The organism is Mesorhizobium sp. 10J20-29 (genome assembly GCF_054130485.1).
In genome coordinates this window covers 4,945,702-4,963,918 of sequence record NZ_CP199156.1, presented here as the reverse complement: position 1 = coordinate 4,963,918, position 18,217 = coordinate 4,945,702, and the positions used below count along the sequence as shown (strand labels likewise).

Genomic DNA, 18,217 nt, shown 5'->3' with positions numbered 1-18,217 from the left:
CGCATCTAGCGCTCCAGCTCGCCGATTCACCATTCCTGCAAGTAATGTGGACACCCAAACTTTTCGCCGGTAAGGTCCTCCACTGAACGTTATTTCGCGATCGATCGACCGTCAGGGCTGCGGTGAAAGATTATGGCAATCAGGGGTGCGGGTGACGTAGGGCCGTCAACTGCCGCGACAATTCTATTTCATGACGGATCCGGCTCGGTTCTCATTCCCGAGCCGGAGACGCTGTTTCTGGGCGACTATGCGCGCCACGGCAGCGATCTCGTCATCACGCATGACGGTGCCGCGACTCTGGTAGTTGGCTACTTCGCCGCGTCCACTTCCCCGAACCTCTCCGCACCCAACGGCGCCTACCTAACGCCCGACGTGGTTTCCGCGCTTGCCGGTCCGCAGGCGCCTGGTCAGTATGCGCAGGTCGGCGGCCAGTCGGCGCTTGTCGAGATCGGCAAGATCCTGACGCTGAGCGGCACGGCCGAGGCCACCCATTCCGACGGCGTCAAGGTGTCGCTGACGGTCGGTGACGTCGTCTACCAGGGTGATGTCGTCCAGACCGGGCCCGATTCCAAGCTCGGCGTTTCATTCCTCGACGATTCGCTTTTCTCGATGTCGGCCAACGGCCGCATGGTGCTCGACGAACTGGTCTACAATCCTGCCAACGCGCAAGACAGCTCGATGGTGATCAACCTCGTGCAGGGTTCGTTCGTCTTCGTCACCGGCGCCATCGCGCCGACCGGCAACATGAAAATCGAGACGCCTGTCGCCACGATGGGCATCCGCGGCACCACGCCGAAGGTGGTGATCAGCACCGAACTCGGCGTCACCGAGTTCAGCATCCTGCCCGATCCGGATTCGGGCAAGGTCGGCAGCTACCTGATCATCGACAAGTCGAGCGGCGAGATTCTCGGCACCGTCGAATCCGTGGGCGACAAGTGGGTCGTCAACACGCTGTCCAACGAGGCGGTAAAGATCGCCAAGTCCGGCCTCGACCTGCTCGAGGACGAGATCGCGATGTCCGACATCCGCGAAGTGGTTTCCCATGCCCTGGGCGACCGCACGCAGGCCAACGGACCCGGCACGTTCCAGCAGGTCAGTTACGATTCGAATTCCGGTACCGGCGGCGACGAAAGCGGCGAGGGCGATGGTTCGGGTGGCGGCGTGTCTGGCAGCAACCAGAATTTCGACGACCCGACACCGGATGTCGATGACCCGCCAGTCGCCAATGACGACACCTATGCGGTGAATGAGGATGCGCCTCTCGTCGAGGATGTGATCGGACTGTCCAAGCCCGGCGGTACTGCAGGCAAGGACTTCGACCCTGACGGCTTCAACACGCTGCTTGCCGTCACCGAGGTGAACGGCGTGCCTCTATCGTTCAACGCGTCAGGCGTGGCCTCTGTGGTGTTGCCGGCAGACGCCGCAGACCAGACCGTCGGCGCCAGCCTGCTGATCCGCGCCTCGGGTGCCTTCACCTACGATCCGTCGAGCGCCTTCGACTTCCTTGCCGCAGGTGAATTCCGCACCGAAACCTTCACCTACACGTTGCGAGACAAGGGCGGCTACACCGACACTGCCACGGTGACGATCACCATCGAGGGGCGCAATGACACGCCCGTCATCACGGCGATCGATGTCGAGGGGACGATATTCGATGTCGCCGAAACGGATCCCACGCAAGAGAACAGTCTGCTCAACACGGCCGGGTCGATCACCTTTGCCGATGTCGACCTGACGAACCGGCCCGTCGCGACGGAGGCCACCAAGTCGATCGTCTGGCTCGGCCAGGCCGGGCAGCCGGCACCGCCGGAACTGACTGCCGCGCAGAAGGCGGCGATCGAGAACGCCTTCACGATCACCAATGTGGCTGGCAACACCAATAACGGCACCGTCACCTGGGACTACACGATCAACGAGAATGCGATCGATTTTCTGGGCGCCGGCGAGAAGGTCGTCGTCGTCTTCACGATTACCGTGGATGACGGCTACAGCGGGTCGAACCCACGTGTCGGCACTGCCACGCAGGACGTCACCATCACCATCTTCGGCGCCACCGAGGGTGCCGACAACAATGACGCGCCGATCATCACGGTTGTTGGCGCAGATGGCGACCTGGCAGCAACCGGCCTGACCGAGACCAACGCGACCCTGGCGGTGAATGGAACCCTGACCGTCACTGAAGTCGATCTCACCGACGAGATCGATCTCTCGGTCGTGTCGGTCACGCCGAGCGGCAGCGTCGGGCCGATAGCGGGTCAGCCGGACAATGCGACGCTGAAGGCGATGCTATCGCTGACGCCGAGCACGATCCTGACGGACACGGTCTCCACCCAGGCGCAATTCTCCTGGTACTTCAATTCCGCTGCCGTCAATTTCGACTATCTGGCAGAAGGTGAAACGCTGGTCCTCACCTATGTGGTCCGGGCGACCGACGACCAGAATGCCTATGACGACCAGACCGTGACCATCACCATCACGGGCACCAACGACGCGCCGGTGATCGGGGCGGAGGACCTGATCGGCGGGGTTACCGAACTGGTGACGCCGAGCGACGACCTGACGGACACTGGCACGATCAGCTTCAACGACGTCGATCTGACCGACACGCACATCATCAATCCGATTGCCGCCCCTGCGGTGGTGCCGTCGGCCGGAGTCACCATCCCGGGCGGCGGGCCGCTGGGTACATTCTCAGCCTCGGTCACCACGCAGACTGACGCCGACGGTCCGGGTGGCGCCGCTCCCGATGGCCTGGGCGGCGTCGTGACCTGGGACTTCCAGGTTGCTGCCAGCGCCGTCGAATTCCTCGCCGAGGGCGAGACCGTCACGCAGACCTACACCGTCGTGCTCAACGACCAGAACTCCCTGAACAACACGGTGACGCGCGAGGTGGTCATCACCATCACGGGCACCAACGATGCGCCGGTAATCACGGCGGAGGACCTGATCGGCGGGGTCACCGAACTGGTGACGCCGAGCGACGACCTGACGGACACTGGCACGATCAACTTCAACGACGTCGACCTGACCGACACCCACATCATCAATCCGATTGCCGCCCCTGCGGTGGTGCCGTCGGCCGGAGTCACCATCCCGGGCGGTGGGCCGCTGGGTACATTCTCAGCCTCGGTCACCACGCAGACTGACGCCGACGGTCCGGGTGGCGCCGCTCCCGATGGCCTTGGCGGCGTCGTGACCTGGGACTTCCAGGTTGCTGCCAGCGCCGTCGAATTCCTCGCCGAGGGCGAGACCGTCACGCAGACCTACACCGTCGTGCTCAATGACCAGAACTCCCTGAACAACACGGTGACGCGCGAGGTGGTCATCACCATCACGGGCACCAACGATGTACCGGTGATCACGTCGGAGGACCTGATCGGCGGAGTCACCGAACTGGTGGCGCCGAGCGGCGATCTGACGGACACTGGCACGATCAGCTTCAGCGATGTCGACCTGACCGACACCCACATCATCAATCCGATTGCCGCCCCTGCGGTGGTGCCGTCGGCCGGAGTCACCATCCCGGGCGGTGGGCCGCTGGGTACATTCTCAGCCTCGGTCACCACGCAGACTGACGCCGACGGTCCGGGTGGCGCCGCTCCCGATGGCCTGGGCGGCGTCGTGACCTGGGACTTCCAGGTTGCTGCCAGCGCCGTCGAATTCCTCGCCGAGGGCGAGAGCGTCACCCAGACCTATACCGTCGTGCTCAACGACCAGAACTCCCTGAACAACACGGTGACGCGCGAGGTGGTCATCACCATCACGGGCACCAACGATGTACCGGTGATCACGGCGGAGGACCTGATCGGCGGGGTCACCGAACTGGTGACGCCGAGCGACGACCTGACGGACACTGGCACGATCAACTTCAACGACGTCGACCTGACCGACACGCATTCGATCCAAGCGACGATCACCCCCTCGGCCGGTGCGCTGGGCGGGCTGACGGCGAGCGTGACGAGCGACACCACGGGTTCGGGCACAGGCGGCGTGATCACCTGGAACTACGCCGTTGCCGCCGCCGACGTCGAGTATCTCGCCGAGGCCGAGACCAAGCTCGAAACCTTCATCATATCGCTCGACGACGGCAATGGCGGCACGGTCGAGCGCACGATCTCCGTGACCATCACCGGCACCAACGACGCGCCTGTCCTGACCGTCGATGCCACCGGCGGCGTTACCGAAGATGCCACCAATCCCGCGTTGCTGACCAGCGGCACGCTGTCGTTTACCGATGTCGATCTGATCGACACACACACTGTCGGGTCCGAGCTCGCCAGCCCGCCGGTCTGGAGCGGCGGCGACCTGACCGGCGTGCTGACGCCCGAGGAAATCACCGGCCTCGTGTCCGGCTTCTCGGCCGATGGCGACAGCTGGGACTTCACGGTCGACAATGCGCTGGTCGAGTTTCTTGCCGCCGGCGAGACCATCACCCTGACCTACACGGTGACAGTGACCGACAGTTCTGGAGCCGGCAATGCAGCCGATTCCGAGCAGGTCGTCGTCACCATCACCGGCACCAACGACGCGCCGGTGATCGATGAATTGACCAGCGTTCTGTCGGGCGCGCTCTACGAAAATACTGCGGCCAATGGCGCGCTGCAGGCGGCGGTCAACGGCCAGGTCGACTTCTCGGACGTCGATGCGAGCGATACGCCGACGGCGAGCGTCGTCAGTTCGGGCGCAGCGCTGGTCTATACCCCGGAAGGCGGTTCGCCGACCACGTTGCCCGTAGGCCTCGATGAAGCGGCGATCCGCGCTGCCTTCTCCATCGACGCGGCTGGCGCCTGGACCTATGACGCCTCCGGTCTGAACCTCGAGGCGCTCGGCTCGAACGACACGATCAAGCTGACCTACACGGTCACGGTCGACGACGGTTCGGGGACCGCCAGCGCGACCGATACGGTCGATGTGACCATCACCATCACGGGCACCAACGATGTGCCTGTCGTCACCGCGGGCGCAACCCTGGAATATGGCTGGAACGACGGCGCGCAAGTCATCGACGCGAGCGTCACCGTGGCCGATGTCGACAATGCGCAACTCGTCGGCGCGACGGTGTCGATCGGCACCGGCTACGTCGAGGGCGAGGATTTTCTCGGTTTCGTCGACGGGGGCGGCATCACCGGCAGCTTCAACGCGGCGACGGGCGAACTGGTGCTGTCCGGCGCGGCCAGCAAGGCCGCCTACCAGGATGCGCTGCGGTCGGTCACCTATCTCAACACCTCGGATGATCCGTCGCCTGACGACCGCACGATCAGCTTCAGCGTGGACGATGGCGAAGGCGAGAGCCTCGCCGCCACCAGCACGGTCAGCATCACGCCGTTCAACGATATTTTCGGCGACGCGTTCGCAAACAGCAACCTCGAAGGCACCGGAGCGTCTGACCGCATTTTCGGCTATGCCGAAAATGACCAGTTGTTCGGCCTCGATGGCAACGATCAGCTGTTCGGTGGAAATGGCAATGACGATCTCCATGGCGGAGAAGGGGATGACCTTCTCGATGGCGGCGCCGGCGACGACTATCTTGAAGGCGGCGCAGGGGCCGACCGCTATATTGGCGGCGACGGGATCGACGAATATGACACGGTCAGCTTCGAAAACGAGACGGGCACGCTTGGGGTTGTCGTCAACCTGGCCGCTGGCACGGCGACCGATACCTACGGCAACAGCGAGACGCTGAGCGGTATCGAGGACATTGCCGGTTCGGACAATGACGACACGCTGATCGGCGACGATGGGGACAACTTCTTCCGCGGGTTCGACGGTTCGGACAGCTATGATGGCGGCGGCGGTACCTTCGACCAGGTTTCCTATGACGGCGAAACCGGTGGCTCGGGTGCCTATGTCAACCTGGGAGTGGTCGACGGCAGCGGCTTCGCCTCGGGCACCGATACCTATGGCAATGCGGAAAGTTTCAAGAACATCGAGGTGCTGCGCGGCTCGCAATATGGTGACCATTTCATCGGCGACGCCGGAGACAACACTTTCCGCGGCATGGCCGGCAACGATATTCTCGACGGCGGCGGCGGCTTCGATGCCGTCCGCTACGACCGCGACGCCAGCCGCGGCGGCACCAGCGGCGTCACCGTCAACCTGGCGCTCGGCACGGCGACCGACGGCTTTGGCGACACCGATACACTGATCAGCATCGAGAACGCCCGTGGCTCGCAGTACGGCGATCTGCTGATCGGTGGCGGTGGTTCCAACGACCTGCGCGGGCTCGGCGGCGATGACAAAATCGATGGCGGCTTCGGCGACGACTATTTGCTTGGCGGGGCCGGTGCGGACACATTCTACGTGGCGCCCGGCACCGGGCAGGACGAGATTGAGGACTTCACCTTCGCCGATGGCGACCGGATCGACATCCAGGCCTTCGGCTATACGTCCGTGGCGGACATTACCGACAATGGCGGCAGCATCGCGCCGGGAACCGACACCGTCATCGCCTTCGGCAGTGGCGAGCAGGTCACGTTGTACGGCTTCGACATTTCATCCCTGGCCGATCCGAACGAAGCCTTCATCTTCTCGGGCAGTGCGAATGTCGTTCAGGGCACGAACGGTGACGACCTGCTCTTCGGCACTTCCAGCAACGATCTCTATCTGCCGATGGACGCCACGCCCGACGAGGGCGACGAAATCTATGCCAGCCTGGGGAGCGATACGATCGATTTCAACGGTTCTGTCGATGGCTTTTACGGCATGTCCTATTGGACGCTAGGCGACTACACCGACCTGAGTGTCACCATTGGGGCAACCAGCGGCACCATCGTAAAGGGCAGTTACGGCACGGACGCGCTGAGCAATCTCGATCTCATCGACGGCACCCTGGGGGGGCTCGGCATCTATGCCGGCTATGGTGGCGACGACAGCTATGTCATCGACACCAGCGGCGTCGGCTGGATCGAAATCGCTGTTGGCGGCGGAAACGATACACTGAATGTTTCCGGTAGTGGTGCTATCCGGGTCACGCTCAGCGGCTATGACGGTGTGACCGTCGATGCCAACCAGACGACGGGCACCGTGCAGGAGGTCAACGGTTCCTCCAGCTTGGATGTCACCGGCTTCGTCAATCAGTGGCGCGGTACAAACAGCGACGACAGTTTCATCGGAACGGGCGGCAACGAGCACTTCATCACGGGCCGCGGTGACGATACGGTGGATGGTGGCGGCGGTTTCGACACGCTGCGCTACGACCGCAATGGCGTCACCAACCTCAGTGTCGTCTACTCGGCGCAAGGTGCGGCAACCGTCAGCGGCATCTGGGATGGCCAGGCCTTCACCGACACGCTGACGAATATCGAGGCGGTGCGCGGCGGGCGCGTCGGCACGACGGAGTTCATCGGCTCGGCCGGCGAGGAGCGTTTCGACGCGCGCGGCGGCTTCAACTATTTCGAGGGCCGCGGCGGCGCCGATACCCTCAGCGCTGGCGGCGATGGCAATCTGTTCAGCTTCGGCCTCGGCAGTGGCATTGACGAGGTCAACGATTTCGTAGTCGGCCGCGACAAAATCGACGTATCCGGTTACGGCTTTACCGACGAGACCGATTTCCACAGCTTTACCTCCGACGGCACGGATACGATCATCGATCTGAACGGGACGTCGCCCGGTAACGACGTTGTCACCCTCTACGGGGTCGACCTGACCGACCCCAGCGTTGATCTCGCAAGCGTCTTCATCTTCGATGCCACAGTCATTTCGGGCACGTCCGGCGATGACGTGCTGGCCGGCAACTCAGACGCGAATACGATCGAAGGTCTTGGCGGCAGCGACACGCTCTATGGTTTCGGTGGCGACGACATACTGATCGGCGGAGACGGCAGTGACGTGCTGTTCGGAGGCTCCGGCATGGACGAGTTCCGGTTTTCGGCGAGCGACACGGGCATCGACGAAATCCTCGATTTCTCGGAAGAAGACTTCATCACGCTGCATGACTTCGGTCCGGGAGCGGTGCTCAGCCTGACCAATTCGACGGAGAGCTCTAGCGATTTGCAGGTCAACGGGACCACGGTCGCCAAGCTAGACTACGCTCCGACCCTCGATTTCACCCCGTCGATCACGGACTTCGACGTTGCCTATGTCGACGACCACTATGTGGTTTCGCTTATGACTGCGAGCGTGTGACGGCACATGGCAGCAGCGGACGTCTGGCCCTCGCGTAGCGTGATGATGCGACCGCCAGCATTTCCCGGCCGGCTCTTCCTCGTGCTGATCTTTTTTCTCTTGTCTGTGATCCCACTCCGCGCCGCCGACAACGAAGCGGTCGCGGCGGCACTTCAGGCGCTGTTCCAGTCCGGCGAGGTCGACACCGGTTCGGATGCCGCCAATGCCGAGATAGACAAGGTGCGCAGCGTCTACGAGATCCGCGCCTACAAGCCGATCTGGACGCGTGACAACGGGCCTAAATTCAAGGCCAAGGCGCTGCTGGCCGAGTTGAAGATCTCGGCAGTCAACGGCCTGTCGCCAAAATTCTACCATGTCGACGAGATCGAGGCGCTAATGGGCTCGACCGAGCCTGCCGATCTTGCCCGTCTCGACATGCTGCTGTCCGGCGCAATCGCCGAATATGGTCACGACCTCGCCAACGGGCGCATCGGCCCGGACATCGCGCCTGACGAAAATGCGGTCGAGCCGGTTCTGGTCGATCCGTCCGAGATCATTGCCGGCGCCGAAGAGGCAGACGACCTGCAGGATTTTGCAGGCACGCTGCTGACGGCGGACTATCGCTATGTCCGGCTGATCGCCAAGCTGGCGGAGTTCAGTCGTATCCGGGCTTCGGGGCAATGGCCGAAGATCGACGACGGCGGCCCCGCCATCGCGCCGGGAGCCAGCGACGAGCGATTGCCGGCCATCCGCAAGCTGCTGGCCCTGGTCGACGATCTGCCGTTCTCGGCGATCAACGACGGCGACAAGCACGACGAGGGCAGCGTGGCGGCGGTCAAGTCCTACCAAGAGCGGCATGGGCTTGAGCCGACCGGGGAGATCGACGCTGCAACGCTTGCCGAGATGAGTGTGCCGATCGAACGGCGCATCCGGCAGATCCAGATCAACCTTGAGCGGCGTCGCTGGCAGAACCGCGATCTCGGCGACGACAGTTTTTACGTCAATCTGGCCGACAGCGGCGTCAAGGTCGTGCTGGGCGGCGAGTCCGGTCGCGCCATCGAGGTGACCAATGCCGAGCAGTTGAGCAGCCTGCCGACCTTCTTCGGAATGATCACGGGAGTGCGGACTGTTCCGGGCGCCCCGGCTCGGATCGTGCTGACGGTTTCTTCGCCATCAATCGACCAGATCGGCACGGAGGCGTCCGACAGGACGCTGGCGATCACAGATGCCCCCCTGTTTGCCGGCGACCTTCTCGCCAGCCATGCAGCTCCCGGCATGACGATCGAGGGCCTGATGGCCGCGGACTCGCCGCAGACGGTCACCTTCGAGCGACCGATCCAGCTCTATGTCACCTATGTCACGGCATGGGCGAACCGCGACGGTTCGGTGCATTTCCGCAGCGACGTGCATGGCCGCGACGCAAGGCTTGCAGCGCTGCTCCAGCTTGACTGAGGCTGTCGCCTACAGCCGGTAGACGCGCTTGGCGTTGCCGGAGAACACGGCCTGCTGCGTCTCGTCGCTGAAGGATGACAGCACGTCGCGATAGGTGGCGGCGAGGTCGGCGTAGCTGACCCACAGTTTCTCGATCGGATAGTTGGAGCCGAACAGGCAGCGGCCCGCGCCGAATATCTCGATCGTCTCGCTGACCACGCTTGCGATATGCGCCTTGTCGTTGCGATGGATGAAGGTGCCGAGCGCCGAGAGCTTGCTGACCACGTTCTGCTGGTCAGCCAGCCGCTTCATGCCGTCGCGCCATGCGGCGCGTCCGGCAGGCGTCAGGTCCTCCAGCATGCCGGCATGCTGCAGGATGAAGGTGATGTCGGGATTGTCGGCGGCAAGCTTTGCCGCGTCGCCCATCTGCGATGCGAAGACCTGCAGGTCGAACGACCAGCCGTAATCTGCCAGCCGGGCGATATTCTTGCGGAAGCGCGGATCGTTCATCAGGTCGGGGATCGGCGCGAAACGGTACATCTCGTTCTCGTGCCAGTGCAATTGCATTCGGATACCGCGCATCAATGGAAAGGCCGATTGGCGCTTCAGCGTCTCCCCGGCGTTCTCGTCCAAGAGGTCGGCATAGCCGACAATGGCGTGCGGCCATCCATGCGCGTCAGCCACCGACTGCACCCAGGCGACCTCCTCGACGGCCTTGTCCTTGGCCCAGTTGCACTGGACATAGACCGATTTCTCGATGCCTGAGCCCGATATGTCGGCCAGAAACTCCTCGATCGGATAGTCGCGCCGGATCGGCTCATAGGGACCGAAGATGCGCGGCACCATTGGTCCCTGCAGCCAGGGCAGATCGGCCTGGCGCCAGATGTGGTGATGGGCGTCGATGATCGGGATCATGCGGCTTTCCTCCTCTCGGCAAATCTCTGGCCCGCCTGGCCGCGCCCCATGCGCTCGACGGCGTCGAGCTGCGCGATCATCCGTTCCAGCGCCGGCAGGCTCGAGCCGTCGGCAAGCGCGTCGAGAAACGGCAGGACGCCGGCCATGCCGCGCGTTGCCGGGCGATAGCGCGGATCGGCGGCCAGCGGCGTTGCCCAGACCAGGCGGTGGCTTAGCCGCGCCAGGCGCTCCACGGCATGGATCATCGGCTGCGGGTCGCCGCGCTCCAGCCCGTCCGAAAAGACGATGGTGACGGCGCCGCGCACCAGCGCGGCGTGCCGTGAGACCGAGAGGAATTCTTCCAGCGAGGCGCCGATCAGCGTGCCGCCGTCGAAGTCGAAAACCGTGTCGGCCAGCCGCTCCAGCGCCGTCGCCGGGTCGCGATGCCTGAGCGTCTTCGTCACCCGCGACAGCCTTGTGCCGAAGCAGAAGGTCTCGACCTTGGGCAGCCGGTGCGAAACCAGATGCGCGAAACGCAGATAGATCTCGGACTGCGCCTTCATCGAGCCGGACACGTCGATCAGGAGCAGCAGGCGGCGCGGCCTTTCCGGCCGCGTCTTGCGCATCAGCCGCAAGGTCTCGCCGAAGGTTCGGCGTGCGGCGCGCGTCGTCGCGGCAAGATCGATCCGCGCACCGCGCTGATGTGGCACCAGCTTGCGGCTCCTGACCTGTGGCATCTCGGCAAGCCGCCGCTTCAGCCGGGCCAGCGCGTCGCGGTCGTCGTCCCCGAGCCGGTCAAAGCTCTTGCGGTTGCGCAAATGATCGTCGGCCGCCGCCGCTCCCGCCGCATCGCCCTCGACCATCTGCAACAGGGCCTCCTGGTTGCTGGTCGCGCTTCGCGGTGCCTGCTCGTCTTCGGGATCCTCGACCTTGCCGTCGAAGGTTGCCTCGCCGAAGATGCTGTCGAAGACCGCGTCGAAGATCGGGAAATCGTCCGGCGAGCCGGTCAGCGTCACGCGGCCGAGCCGTGCGAGGTCGTGGACGCCTCGTAGGCGACAGGTGGCCGTGGCTCGCAAAAAGGCTTCGGTCCTCCCCGGGTCGATCGCCAGCCCGGCCTCGCGCAGCGCTGCCGGGAAGTCAGCCAGCAGATCGGTCGCGACGCCGATGGGCCGTGCGCTGCTCATAGCACCGCCGCTTCCTCGATCACCGCAAAATCCTCCTGGTCCTTTACCAGCAGGCCGAGCGACCGCTTCAGCGCGTCGGGCCAAGACGCGCCGTCGCGGTGCAGCACGCCGGCGGCGCGCGCCCAGTCGATGCTCTCGGCGATGCCGGGTTTCTTGATCAGCGGCAGGCGACGGACGGCCGCCACGGCATCGATCAGATGTTCCGCTGCTTCGGCCGCGATGCCCGGCGCATGCAGCTCGATGATGGCGCGTTCGCGGGCCCGTTCCGGATAATCGATCCAGTGGTAAAGGCAACGCCGCCGCAGCGCGTCGTGCAACTCGCGTGTGCGGTTGGACGTCAGGATCGTCACCACCGGCTGGCTGGCCTTCACCGTGCCAATCTCGGGAATGGAAATCTGGAAATCGGACAGGAATTCCAGCAGGAACGCCTCGAAGGCGTCGTCGGCGCGGTCGATCTCGTCGATCAGGAGGATGCTGGTGCCGGCGTTCTTCAGCGCCTTCAGGAGCGGCATCTCGATGAGGAATTCGGGGGCATAGAGCTCCGAGGTGTCGATCGAGCCGCCGCGTTCGGCAACGCGGACCTGCAGCAGCTGGCGCGCGTGGTCCCAGTCGTAGAGCGCCTTGCCGGCATCGATGCCCTCATAGCATTGCAGGCGAATGCATTGCCGGCCGAGGATGCCGGCCAGCCGGTTGGCGACTTCGGTCTTGCCGACGCCCGGCACGCCCTCGAGCAGCAGCGGCTTGCCGAGCTCGAGCGCCAGATAGAGCGCGGTGACAAGCGTGTCATCGGCCAGATATCCGGCGGCGGAGAGCTCGGCGTCGAGTTGGTCCTGCGTCAGGGGCGAGGGCACTATGAAGCGCCCCCCTCTGGCCTGCCGGCCATCTCCCCCTCAAGGGGGGAGATTGTCTGTTGCACCCGCTCCGCCCATCTCCACCGTCTAATTGTGAACGGCGACGCGGATGCCAGCTGATCTCCCCCCTTGAGGGGGAGATGCCCGGCAGGGCAGAGGGGGGGTAGGTCGAGTGCCAAGTCCTGAATTCCCCTATGGCTCCTAGAACTGCAGCTTCTCTTCGCAAACCATGCGGAAGCGGTTGGAGCAGTGCGAAGCGGCGTCGCCGCCGGCGGCCTTCCCGGCATCGGTGCCAAAAGCGTCGGCCATCGCCTGCTCGCTGTCGAAGAAAAGCTCGGTGATCCCGTCATAGGGCGCATCGGGGTTCTCGTTGATCAGCGCATTGGCGGTGTATTTCTTCAGTCCCGGCAGGTTCTTGGCAAACGCCACATGCTCGTTCAGCAGCCAGTTCTTGAATTCGGCGAAATCCATGCCGTCCTTGCGCTTCATCAGCGACATTACCTTGATCATATGAGAGTCCTTTCAGTGGGTTGGGTTCGATTGCTCGCGCAGGGAATCGAGTCCCCGCAGGATCTTTTCGGGCGTGATCGGCAGCGACTGAACGCGTACGCCACAGGCGTCGAAGATGGCGTTGGCGATTGCCGGTATCGGCGAATTGGCGGTCATCTCGCCGATGCCCTTGGCGCCATAGGGGCCATTGGCGGCCGGCCGCTCGATGATCACGGATTCCATCTCGGCAAGGTCGCCGGGACCGGGCATCAGATATTGCGAGAAGTCGGTCGGGCCGTGGCCACGGTCGGGGTAGTAGGGTTCGGTCGTCTCGTAGAGCGCATGAGAAATGCCCATCCAGGCGCCGCCGACGATCTGCTGGTGCGCCAGCGCAGGGTTCATGGCGCGGCCGATCTCGTAGGCGTTGATGAGCTTCTTGACGCGCACCTCGCCAGTTTCGTCATCGACTTCCACCTCGGCCACCGTGCAGGCATGCGCCTGGCAGGAATCCGGGTCCATCTCGCCGGTTTCGGGAACCACCTCGCTCTTCGGCTTCATGAACATGCCGCGGCCCGAAATCGTCTTGCCGTGCTTGAAGTGAGCGGCAAGCGCCACGTCGACCACCGAAATTCCCTTGTCCGGTGCGCCGTTGACATGGATCTTGCCCTTGCCGTCGGTGACAAGATCGCCGGCATCAACTTCGAGTTCGGTCGCCGCGACGCTCATCATCACCTCGCGCGCTTCCCGCGCGGCCATCATGATGGCGTTGCCGATGCGATGTGTGCCGCGGCTGGCGAAGGTGCCCATGCAATGCGGGCCGGTGTCGGTGTCGGCGGTGTCGATGACGACATTCTCATAGGGCACGCCGAGCGTCTCGGCGGCGATCTGCGCGCCGACCGTCTTGATGCCCTGTCCGAGATCGACCGAGGACAGGGTGATGACGAAGCCCCCGGTCGTGGTGGCGTGGATCAGCGCCTGGCTCGGGTCGCCGCCCAGGTTCATGCCGGTCGGATAGTTCACCGCGGCAACGCCGCGTCCGTTCAGCCAGGCCATGTCACGCCTCCCTCTGGTAGGACGACATCGCCGCGAAGCGCGGCGCCAGTTCCTTGCCGGTCTGTCTTGCGGCGGCCTGGATGACTTCAACCAGTGCCGCGCCTTCAACCGTCTTGCGGTGCGCCTTGGTATCGCCGTCGCGGTAGGCGTTGATCAGCCTGAGTTCCATAGGGTCCATGCCGAGGTGGCGCGCCACCTGGTCCATCTGCGATTCCAGGGCGAAGTCACCGATAGTCACGCCGAAGCCGCGCATGGCGGAGGAGGGCGTGCGGTTGGTGTAGACGCAGTAGGCGTCGACATGGACGTTGGGGATCGAGTAGGGGCCGGGCATGTGCGCCGCAGCTTTCGTGGTGCCGTAGGTCGAGTGGCGGCAATAGGCGCCGGCATCGACATAGAGCGTGATCTTGCGGGCGACGATGCGTCCGTCCTTCATCACGCCGTCCTTGATGTAGAGGCGCTCGGCGGCGCGTGGAGAGGAGACCTGCATCTCCTCGGCGCGCGAATAGGCGTATTTCACCGGCCGGTTGGTCAGCATCGCGCCAAGGGCGGCAATCGGCTCGACGATGACGTCGACCTTGCCGCCAAAGCCGCCGCCGACCGTGCCGCCGACCAGCCGCAGCTTGTTGAACGGAACGCCCAGTATCAGCGCCATGTTGTCGAGCGTGAAGTAGAGCGCCTGGGTGTTGGAATAGACGGTGACGCGGCCGCTGCCCTCGGGCTTGGCGGTGCAGCCGGTGGTCTCGGTCGGGGCGTGCTCGATCGGCGCGGACTCGTAACGGTGCTCGATGATGTGATCGGCCTCGGCAAAGCCCTTGTCGACGTCGCCGAAACGGATGCGGCGGCAATTGTGGCCTTCATAGACGAAGTAGTTTGTGCCGGCCTGCTTGAACGGCTCGGAGGTCATCGCCTCCTCTACGTCGAAGACCGGCGGCAATTCCTCGTAGTCGACGACGACGCGCCTTGCGCCTTCGAGCGCTGCCTGTTCCGTCTCGGCCAGCACCGCGCAGACCTGCTCGCCCTTGAACAGCACCCGGTCTTCCGGCAGCACGGGCTCATCATCCGGACCCACGCCGATCAACTTGAGGATCGTGTACCAGTTGTTGGGCACGTCCTTGTGGGTCAGCACACGCACGACGCCCGGCACCTTCATGGCCGGCTCGATGTCGATGTTCTTTATCAGCGCGTGATGATGCGCTGAGCGCACCATCTTGAGGTGCAGCGTGTTGGGGAAGGTAACGTCCTCGTAGAACTGCGTCTGGCCGGTGACGTGGCCGCGCGCATCGGCGCGCTGCACGCTCTCGCCGACCACGAACAGGTCGGCTTCGCGTTCCTTGCTGAAGAAGCTGGTGTCGATCTTTTCCATGGCTGTGTTCCTCAGGCCGCTTTGTCGCGCTTGGCTGCACGCATGCGGGCAGCAGCGTCGAGCACGGCGTCGATGATCGCTTCGTAGCCGGTGCAGCGGCAGATGTTGCCGGAGATGGCGCGCACCGCGTCCTCGCGGTTCGGATCCGGGTTCCTGGCCAGAAGCCCGGCGGTCGCCATGATCATGCCAGAGGTGCAGAAGCCGCACTGGGTGGCGAAACCCTCGAGAAAAGCCTCCTGGATCGGATGCAGCCCCTCCATCGGGGTCATGCCTTCGATGGTCTCGATGGTTGCTCCGTCGATCGTCTCGACCGGTAGCAGGCAAGACATCATCGTCTTGCCATCGACCAGTACGGTGCAGGCGCCGCAGGCGCCCTGGTCGCAGCCGCGCCGCGTGCCTGTCAGGCCCTGGCTCTCGCGTAGCGCATCGAGCAGCGTCGTTCCCGGCGCCACCAGCATCTGGCGCTCGGCTCCGTTGACCGTCAAAGCGACGACTGAATGTTTCATGGCTACCCTCCCGGTGGATTTTTGCTTTGCGCGTCCTTGCCGCGCTATTCCCCGACCAGCGTGCGCCGGATGTGAACCGGCGTCACGCGCGCCCGGTACCAGGCACTGGCATGGGAATCGTCGAATGGCTCGATGTCGCGGTCGGCCTTGGCCGCTGCCTGCTCGGCATGCGTACGGTCGAGCGGGTTGCCGGTCAGCGCCTCTTCGACGGAGCGGGCGCGAACCGCGCATTCCGCGACACCACCAAGCCCGATACGGCACTGCGAGACCACACCGTCCGACACGCTCACCACCGCCGCGACGGTGACGATCGCCGCTGCGTTGAGCGCTTTTCGGCCGGCCTTGACAAACTTGAAGCTGCCAGGCGACGGAATGGAGAAGGCCAGCTGGGTGACGATATCCTTGGGGCCCAGCCGCGAGGCGACGAGCTTTTCCACGGGTTCGATGCGCGTCGCCGTGCCGTCGGAAACCGTGGCGGTGGCGCCCAGCGCGATCAGGCAGGCGGCGAGGTCGCCGTAGGGCTGCTTGACGAAGAGGTTTCCCCCGATCGTCGCCATGTTGCGGATCGTGGGCGACGCGATCGTCTCGAGCGCAGACAGCAGGAAGGCCAATGCAGGTTCATCGGCAAGCTCCGTCATGGTGGTCGCCGCACCGATCGTGGCCACGCCGTCCTTGACGACAATTCCCGAAAGCCCGGCCGCCCGCAGGCTCACGAGACTGCTGAATTCGTCGGTTCCGGCGTTGAGCGTCGGCATGACCGCCGTGCCGCCGGCAATGAGGCGGGCGCCGTCTAGCTTTGAAAGCAGGGCGTGTGTTTCGGGCAGCGAACCCGGCGTCGCAACTGTCTGCAGCATGAGGCCTCCTCCCAGAGGTCAAGTTGACTGGCCGCGCTCTCCCCAGCGCAACCACTTGATTATTCATTATCGATAAATCAGAATGGATTTGTCAACAAGCCGCAGCCCGAATAGTTAGCTGCGGTGCAAAATCAGATGGATTCGGCTGGATCGGCTGGGCGGCGAATGGACGACGTGCGAAAATCAAAAGCAGCGGGAACGGGTGCCGGCAAGGGCGATTTCGTCAATACGCCACTTCGCCAGCGCCTCAAGGAAGCCTTGCTGCGCCGCATTCTCGGCGGCCACTACCATCCCGGCGAGCGCCTCATCGAACTGCGCATCGCTGAAGAATTCGGCACCAGCCAGGGGCCGGTGCGTGAAGCGTTGCGGGAACTCGAGGCCACCGGGCTGGTCACCAACATTCCACGGCGCGGCACCTATGTCGCCGAGGTCATGAGCGAGGGCTTGCGCGAGATCTACACGGTTCGCGGTGCGCTCGAGGAACAGGCGACGCGCATCGTGACCGCCAGGCAGGCCTGCGACATCGACGCGTTGCAGCGTGCAACAGACCTGATGCACGAGGCAGCACTTGCCGGCGACATCCACGGCGTCATCGAACACTCGGTGACCTTCCACCGCACGATCATGGAGGCGGCAAGGAACCGTCTGCTGTTCAACATCTGGCAGTCATTGCAGATCGAGACACGCACCACGATCACCATGCTGACGGAAGGTCTCGACCTGGTCTGGATCGCCGACAGCCATCAGCCGATCATCGACGCGATCAGGAGCGGAGATGCCGAGCTTGCGGCTCGCGTTGCGCGCGAGCATCAGGACTATTTCGAGCACCTGCCGGTGCCGGCAGCCGCTACCGCCTCGAAGGAGGATGCGGGGAAGGTCCGGCCGGCCAGGTCGCGCTGAGGTCGCGGACGCGCCGCGACCTCGGTTGTCCCCCTGGCTTCTTAGCCGCCATGCGTTGAATGATCGCCGCCTCCGGCCTTGTCGACGGCGAACTCCACGTCAACGGTCCCGGACTTCTCGAAGGTCAGCGTCGCGCCGAACTTTTCGCCTTCGACGGCCGGTGCCTTCAGTTCCATGAACATCAGATGGTAGGAACCCGGCTCCAGCTTGACTTCGCCGCCGGCCGGGATCTCGATCCCATCCTTTAGCGGCCGCATCTTCATGACGCCGTCCGTCAGCGACATCTTGTGGATCTCGGCCCTGCCTGAAATGCCGGATGTGAGCGAGACGAGCCGGTCATTCGTGGTTCCTGTGTTCCTGATCACCAGAAAGCCGCCGGCGACCTTCGCGCCGGGCAGGGTGGCGCGCGACCAGGGATGGTCGATGACGAGGTCGCCAAGTTTGTATTCATGCGCCAACGCCTGTGTCGAGGCGACGATGAGGCCTGCAAGGCCGATGAGCGCGGCGCGCAACGCGCGGGCGCCGGAGAGGGGGCGTGAATTGAGGCGTGAATGGTTCATGACGTGCTCCGAAAGCATGTCCGCGCTGG

The 18,217-nt window shown here is 64.1% G+C and carries 12 protein-coding genes; 3 read left to right on the top strand and 9 right to left on the bottom strand.

Features of this window, described 5'->3' with window-relative positions; all coding sequences use genetic code 11:
• Window positions 1-132 precede the first annotated feature (132 nt).
• The gene (locus ACT2BZ_RS23780; RefSeq protein ID WP_457938310.1) at window positions 133-8,124 is read left to right on the top strand and encodes a VCBS domain-containing protein; all 7,992 of its coding nucleotides are present in this window, start codon (window positions 133-135) and stop codon (window positions 8,122-8,124) included.
• Window positions 8,125-8,130: 6 nt separating this feature from the next.
• Window positions 8,131-9,555, top strand: a complete 1,425-nt coding sequence (locus ACT2BZ_RS23775) for a L,D-transpeptidase scaffold domain-containing protein (RefSeq protein ID WP_457938309.1) — start codon at window positions 8,131-8,133, stop codon at window positions 9,553-9,555.
• A 9-nt stretch (window positions 9,556-9,564) separates the two neighbouring features.
• Here ACT2BZ_RS23775 and ACT2BZ_RS23770 read toward each other — a convergent pair whose 3' ends face one another.
• From ACT2BZ_RS23770 to ACT2BZ_RS23735, 8 genes are all read right to left on the bottom strand, one after another.
• Window positions 9,565-10,449 (bottom strand): amidohydrolase family protein, encoded by an 885-nt coding sequence (locus tag ACT2BZ_RS23770; RefSeq protein WP_457938308.1) that lies wholly within the window; start codon window positions 10,447-10,449, stop codon window positions 9,565-9,567.
• Complete coding sequence (locus tag ACT2BZ_RS23765) at window positions 10,446-11,612, bottom strand: vWA domain-containing protein (protein WP_457938307.1); 1,167 nt, start codon at window positions 11,610-11,612, stop codon at window positions 10,446-10,448. The genes ACT2BZ_RS23770 and ACT2BZ_RS23765 overlap by 4 nt, the downstream gene beginning before the upstream one ends.
• A complete protein-coding gene (locus tag ACT2BZ_RS23760; protein ID WP_457938306.1) occupies window positions 11,609-12,334 on the bottom strand; it encodes an AAA family ATPase in 726 nt (241 codons plus the stop codon). Before ACT2BZ_RS23760 ends, ACT2BZ_RS23765 begins: the two co-directional genes overlap by 4 nt.
• Before the next feature lie 330 nt (window positions 12,335-12,664).
• Entirely contained in the window at window positions 12,665-12,973 is a 309-nt protein-coding gene (locus ACT2BZ_RS23755) for an EthD family reductase (protein ID WP_457938305.1), read from the bottom strand.
• A gap of 12 nt (window positions 12,974-12,985) precedes the next feature.
• Complete coding sequence (locus ACT2BZ_RS23750) at window positions 12,986-14,005, bottom strand: xanthine dehydrogenase family protein molybdopterin-binding subunit (protein ID WP_457938303.1); 1,020 nt, start codon at window positions 14,003-14,005, stop codon at window positions 12,986-12,988.
• Between the two features lies 1 nt (window position 14,006).
• The gene (locus ACT2BZ_RS23745; protein WP_457938302.1) at window positions 14,007-15,368 is read right to left on the bottom strand and encodes a xanthine dehydrogenase family protein molybdopterin-binding subunit; all 1,362 of its coding nucleotides are present in this window, start codon (window positions 15,366-15,368) and stop codon (window positions 14,007-14,009) included.
• An 11-nt stretch (window positions 15,369-15,379) separates the two neighbouring features.
• Window positions 15,380-15,874 carry a (2Fe-2S)-binding protein gene (locus ACT2BZ_RS23740; protein ID WP_457938301.1) on the bottom strand — a complete coding sequence of 165 codons (495 nt, stop codon included), beginning with the start codon at window positions 15,872-15,874 and terminating at the stop codon, window positions 15,380-15,382.
• Between the two features lie 44 nt (window positions 15,875-15,918).
• On the bottom strand, window positions 15,919-16,728 hold the full coding sequence (locus ACT2BZ_RS23735; protein WP_457938299.1) for an FAD binding domain-containing protein: 810 nt from the start codon (window positions 16,726-16,728) through the stop codon (window positions 15,919-15,921).
• A 174-nt stretch (window positions 16,729-16,902) separates the two neighbouring features.
• On the opposite strand from ACT2BZ_RS23735, the gene ACT2BZ_RS23730 reads away from it, so the two are divergent.
• Complete coding sequence (locus tag ACT2BZ_RS23730) at window positions 16,903-17,628, top strand: GntR family transcriptional regulator (protein ID WP_457938298.1); 726 nt, start codon at window positions 16,903-16,905, stop codon at window positions 17,626-17,628.
• Window positions 17,629-17,669: 41 nt separating this feature from the next.
• On the opposite strand, the gene ACT2BZ_RS23725 is transcribed toward ACT2BZ_RS23730, so the two are convergent.
• Complete coding sequence (locus ACT2BZ_RS23725) at window positions 17,670-18,188, bottom strand: copper chaperone PCu(A)C (RefSeq protein ID WP_457938297.1); 519 nt, start codon at window positions 18,186-18,188, stop codon at window positions 17,670-17,672.
• Window positions 18,189-18,217: the final 29 nt, after the last annotated feature.

Coding starts and splice junctions, on each gene's coding strand:
- ACT2BZ_RS23780 (WP_457938310.1), top strand. CDS start 133: ATGGCAATCAGGGGTGCGGGTGACGTAGGGCCGTCAACTGCCGCGACA.
- ACT2BZ_RS23775 (WP_457938309.1), top strand. CDS start 8,131: ATGGCAGCAGCGGACGTCTGGCCCTCGCGTAGCGTGATGATGCGACCG.
- ACT2BZ_RS23770 (WP_457938308.1), bottom strand. CDS start 10,449: ATGATCCCGATCATCGACGCCCATCACCACATCTGGCGCCAGGCCGAT.
- ACT2BZ_RS23765 (WP_457938307.1), bottom strand. CDS start 11,612: ATGAGCAGCGCACGGCCCATCGGCGTCGCGACCGATCTGCTGGCTGAC.
- ACT2BZ_RS23755 (WP_457938305.1), bottom strand. CDS start 12,973: ATGATCAAGGTAATGTCGCTGATGAAGCGCAAGGACGGCATGGATTTC.
- ACT2BZ_RS23750 (WP_457938303.1), bottom strand. CDS start 14,005: ATGGCCTGGCTGAACGGACGCGGCGTTGCCGCGGTGAACTATCCGACC.
- ACT2BZ_RS23745 (WP_457938302.1), bottom strand. CDS start 15,368: ATGGAAAAGATCGACACCAGCTTCTTCAGCAAGGAACGCGAAGCCGAC.
- ACT2BZ_RS23740 (WP_457938301.1), bottom strand. CDS start 15,874: ATGAAACATTCAGTCGTCGCTTTGACGGTCAACGGAGCCGAGCGCCAG.
- ACT2BZ_RS23735 (WP_457938299.1), bottom strand. CDS start 16,728: ATGCTGCAGACAGTTGCGACGCCGGGTTCGCTGCCCGAAACACACGCC.
- ACT2BZ_RS23725 (WP_457938297.1), bottom strand. CDS start 18,188: ATGAACCATTCACGCCTCAATTCACGCCCCCTCTCCGGCGCCCGCGCG.